Origin of the sequence: Streptomyces sp. NPDC001027 (genome assembly GCF_040299045.1) — a bacterium.
Lineage (GTDB): Bacteria > Actinomycetota > Actinomycetes > Streptomycetales > Streptomycetaceae > Streptomyces.
Genome location: NZ_JBEPBI010000407.1, coordinates 1 through 4517 on the forward strand (window position 1 = coordinate 1; position 4517 = coordinate 4517).

Consider the following 4517-nt stretch of genomic DNA (forward strand, 5'->3'; position numbering starts at 1 on the left):
GACGGCCGGACAGCCCTCACCAAGATCTTCATCAGCCTTCTAGGGGTGGATCCGCGGGTGGGTTCGAGCGGTCGCGCCGGGCTCAGGGTCGAGGTGAAACCGAGCGGTCGAGGGAAGCTGAGGGGTCGGGCCGGAGGGACGGCGGTCCCGCGAGACCGAGTTCCCGGGTGCCGAGCGGGGCGAAGAAACCTTCCACATCGGTTACTGCGACCTCGTCGAGCGTGGCCGGCGACCAGCGCGGCGTCCGGTCCTTGTCGATGATCTGGGCGCGGACGCCCTCGACGAGGTCGGGGCAGGCCAGGGCGGCGCAGGAGACGCGGTACTCCTGGTCCAGCACCTCCTCCAGCGAGCCGAGCCCCCGGGCACGATGCAGGGCGGCCAGGGTGACCTTCAGCGCGGTGGGCGACCTCGTGAGGAGGGTCTGCCCGGCCTCTGCGGCGGCCGGGTCGCCGTGGGCGAGCAGACGCCGGACGATCTCCTCGACCGTACTCGCGGCGTAACACTCGTCGATCCATCCGCGCGCGGCGGCCAACTCCCCCTGCGGCGGCGACTGTTCGTGACGCGCGAGAGCCTCGCACACCGGTAGCTCGGCGAGTTCGGCGAGGAACGTCGGAAGCGAGGCGGACGGCACGTAGTGGTCGGCGAGTCCGCACTCAACGGCGTCCCCCGCACCGATCTGCACACCCGTCAGGGCCAGGTGGACGCCGAGTTCACCCGGAGCGCGACCGAGCAGGTAGGTGCCGCCGACGTCGGGCACGAAGCCGATGCCGGTCTCGGGCATGGCGATCCGGGAGCGCTCGGTCACCACCCGCACGCCGCCGTGCGCCGAGACGCCGACGCCACCGCCCATGACGATGCCGTCCATGACGGCGACATACGGCTTGGGATAGCGGGCGATACGGGCGTTGAGACGGTACTCGGCACGCCAGAAGGCCGCCGAGGCCGTCCCGTCGCCGTCGCGCGCGTCGTCGTGGACGGCGCGGATGTCGCCGCCCGCGCACAGGCCGCGCTCGCCGGCGCCCGTGAGCACGACCGTCTCGACGGCGAGGTCGTGCTCCCACGCGGTCAGCGCCTCGTCGATGCGGCGCACCATGGCGTGGTTCAGGGCGTTCAGAGCGCGCGGGCGGTTGAGGATGAGGCGGGCCGCACGGCCTGCGGTCTGCAGCAGGACGGGTTCTTCGACGCCGGTCATCCGCCCACCCCCGCCCGGGACGAGTCGCCTTCGGCGGAACGAGCCTCCGTCGGGGAGGGGCTGGCCGCGCTGGAACGCGTTTCCTTGCAGGAACGGGTTTCCGCGCAGGAACGCGTTTCCGTGCAGGAAGAGGCCACCACGCTGGAACGGGTTTCCGTGCGACAACGCGTCACTCGTCGGTAACCGGTTACGGACGGCCGACGCGTCCCCGAGGAACAACAGGTTTCCGTCAGGGCACCGCAGGATTCCGTCCCGGAACCGGTTTCCGTCAGGGCGCAGGCATCCGCCCGGGAACGGGTTTCCACCAGGACGCAGGCATCCGCCCCGGAACCGATTTCCACCAGAAAGCAGGCTTCCGTCCCGAAACCGGTCTCCGTGCCGGGCCGGGAATCCGTCGGGCCGCGGGACGCGGTGGCACACATGATCTCGTCGATCCCCTTCCGGGCTGGTCAGGTGGAACGCGCTTCACGAACGATCTTCTCAGGCGGGTGCAGCGTACGCCGATCGGGTCATGCGCCCGGCGTCCGCTCCCGCCGAGCCGTCCGCCCGCGTCGCCCCGACCCCCGCCCCCACCCCGCGTCGCCGACTTCCCCCACCCGGTGGTGGCGCCCGGCGGCGGGTGCCAGAGTCGGGGCATGGCTCTGGACGTCGCCGCGCTGCGCACCCGTTTCCCCGCCCTCGCACAGGGTTTCGCCTTCTTCGACGGCCCCGGCGGGACCCAGACCCCGACGCCGGTGGCCGAGGCCGTCGCCCGGACCATGACCGGCCCGCTGTCCAACCGGGGGCTCGTCAGCGCCTCCGAGCGCAACGCCGAGCAGGCCGTCGCGGACTTCCGCGCCGCCTACGCCGACCTCCTGGCCGTGCCCCCGAGCGGCATCGTGCACGGGCGCAGCGCCACCCAGCTCACCTACGACTTCTCGCGGCACCTGGCCAAGGACTGGCGGGCCGGCGACGAGATCGTCCTCAGCAGGCTCGACCACGACGCCAACGTGCGCCCCTGGATCCAGGCGGCCGAGCGCACCGGCGTCGCCGTCCGCTGGATCGGGATCGATCCGGCCACCACGGAACTCGACCTCGACTCCTACGAGCGGGCGCTGTCCCCGCGCACCCGGCTGGTGGCGGTGACCGCGGCCTCCAACGTGCTGGGCACCGTGCCGCCGGTGCGCCGCATCGCCGACCGGGCCCACGACGTGGGCGCCCTGCTGTACGTGGACGGGGTGCACTACGCCGCCCACCGCCTGGTGGACGTGCCCGCGCTCGGCGCCGACCTGTTCGTGTGCTCGCCGTACAAGTTCCTCGGGCCGCACTGCGCGGTGCTCGCCGGCGCGCCCGAGACGCTCGAGGGTCTCGTGCCGGACAAGCTGCTGCCGTCCCCGAACGCCGTGCCCGAGCGGTTCGAGTTCGGGACGCTGCCCTACGAGATCCTCGCGGGCGCCACCGCCGCCGTGGACTTCCTCGCCGGCATGGACACGGCAGACGTCGCCGGGGAGTCGCGGCGGCAGCGGCTGGCGCGTTCGCTGCGGTCCCTGCACGAGCACGAGAACGCGCTGCGCTCCCGGCTGACGGCCGGGCTGAGCGCGCTGGGCGACGCCGTCACCGTCCATGCGAAGGCCGCGGAGCGCACGCCGACCGTCCTCATGTCCTTCCCGGGCCGCGACGCGCGCGACGCGCAGGCGCACCTGGCCGCGCGGAAGGCAGTGGCCCCGGCGGGCTCCTTCTACGCCCACGAGGCCTTCGCCGCGCTGAAGCTCGACGATCCCGCGTTGCGGGTGGGGCTCGCCCCGTACAACGACGAGGAGGACGTCGACCGGCTGCTCGACGGGCTCGCCTCGTTTCTCTGAGCTTTCTTCTGTTTCCTCACCGCTCCCTCTGCTCCCTCTGTGCTCCCTCTGCCCCCTCTGTTTTCCGCCTGTTTCCTCCACCTGTTTCCTCTGTGCTCTCCCTGCGCCACCCGCGACTTTCAGACTTGTACAGTTCGTTTTCTTGAACCGTTCGTGTTTATGCCGTAGGTTCGGACGCATGACAGCACCCGGTACACCGACCACCGCCGAGGAGCTGCGCGGTGCCGGCCTGCGGGTGACGGCCGCCCGGGTCGCACTGCTCCAGACCGTCCGGGCGGGCGACCACCTCGGCGTCGAGGCCATCGCCTCCGGGGTGCGCGACCGCGTCGGCCACATCTCGCTGCAGGCCGTCTACGACGCCCTGCACGCGCTGACCACGGCCGGGCTGGTGCGCCGCATCGAGCCGCCGGGCAGCCCCGCCCGGTTCGAGGGACGCGTCGGCGACAACCACCACCACCTGGTGTGCCGGTCGTGCGGCGCGGTCGTCGACGTCGACTGCGCCGTGGGCCACGCCCCCTGTCTGACCGCCTCCGACGACCGCGGCTTCTCCATAGACGAGGCCGAGGTCATCTACTGGGGCCTGTGCCCCGACTGTTCGACCGTTCCCAGCACCTGAGCATCCGCAGCACACCGTCCATCCGCAGGACCCCGCGCCTTCGCAGGAGCCGGGGTCCGGGCGTCCGAGCACCCGGACCCCTGCGGCGTCTGAGCATGTGATCCGACCAGCCCAGAAGGATTCCCCCATGACCGAGAACCATGACGCGATCGTGACCGACTCGAAGGCGGCGGAGGCAGGCGGCTGCCCGGTCGCGCACGGCCGTGCCGCGCACCCGACCCAGGGCGGCGGCAACCGCCAGTGGTGGCCGGAGCGGCTCAATGTGCGGATCCTCGCGAAGAACCCCGCCGTGGCGAACCCGCTCGGCGAGGGCTTCGACTACGCCGAGGCCTTCAAGGCGCTCGACCTGGCCGCCGTGAAGGCGGACATCGCCGAGGTGCTCACCACCTCGCAGGACTGGTGGCCGGCCGACTTCGGCAACTACGGCCCGCTCATGATCCGCATGGCCTGGCACAGCGCGGGCACCTACCGCATCAGCGACGGCCGCGGCGGCGCCGGCGCCGGTCAGCAGCGGTTCGCCCCGCTCAACAGCTGGCCGGACAACGCCAACCTGGACAAGGCCCGCCGTCTGCTGTGGCCGGTCAAGAAGAAGTACGGCCAGTCCATCTCCTGGGCCGACCTGATGATCCTCACCGGCAACGTCGCGCTCGAGCAGATGGGCTTCACGACCTTCGGCTTCGCCGGCGGCCGCGAGGACGTCTGGGAGGCGGAGGAGGACGTCTACTGGGGCCCCGAGACCACCTGGCTCGACGACCAGCGCTACACCGGCGACACGGTACCGGTGAGGACGAAGAACATCGCGAGGGTGACGACGATCGGCTGGAGCCGCCCTACGACGATGAGCAGACCGGTGACCGTGCCGACCGCG

4 protein-coding genes are annotated in these 4517 nt (G+C 71.8%); 3 read left to right on the forward strand and 1 reads right to left on the reverse strand.

From position 1 onward, the window contains the following. Positions 1–82 precede the first annotated feature (82 nt). Entirely contained in the window at positions 83–1192 is a 1110-nt protein-coding gene (locus ABT300_RS41675; protein ID WP_351687728.1) for an enoyl-CoA hydratase/isomerase family protein, read from the reverse strand. A 635-nt stretch (positions 1193–1827) separates the two neighbouring features. Between ABT300_RS41675 and ABT300_RS41680 the strand changes: the two genes are divergently transcribed. The 3 genes from ABT300_RS41680 to ABT300_RS41690 all read left to right on the forward strand — a co-directional run. Beyond that, positions 1828–3033 (forward strand): cysteine desulfurase-like protein, encoded by a 1206-nt coding sequence (locus ABT300_RS41680; protein ID WP_351687731.1) that lies wholly within the window; start codon positions 1828–1830, stop codon positions 3031–3033. Positions 3034–3211: 178 nt separating this feature from the next. After that, a complete protein-coding gene (locus ABT300_RS41685; protein ID WP_351687734.1) occupies positions 3212–3649 on the forward strand; it encodes a Fur family transcriptional regulator in 438 nt (145 codons plus the stop codon). Positions 3650–3776: 127 nt separating this feature from the next. Further along, positions 3777–4517 (forward strand): peroxidase family protein (locus ABT300_RS41690; RefSeq protein WP_351687737.1); only part of this gene is annotated, 741 nt, incomplete at its 3' end.

Excerpts from the sequence above, each read along its gene's own strand:
- ABT300_RS41675 (WP_351687728.1), bottom strand. The coding sequence starts at position 1,192 with ATGACCGGCGTCGAAGAACCCGTCCTGCTGCAGACCGCAGGCCGTGCG.
- ABT300_RS41680 (WP_351687731.1), top strand. The coding sequence starts at position 1,828 with ATGGCTCTGGACGTCGCCGCGCTGCGCACCCGTTTCCCCGCCCTCGCA.
- ABT300_RS41685 (WP_351687734.1), top strand. The coding sequence starts at position 3,212 with ATGACAGCACCCGGTACACCGACCACCGCCGAGGAGCTGCGCGGTGCC.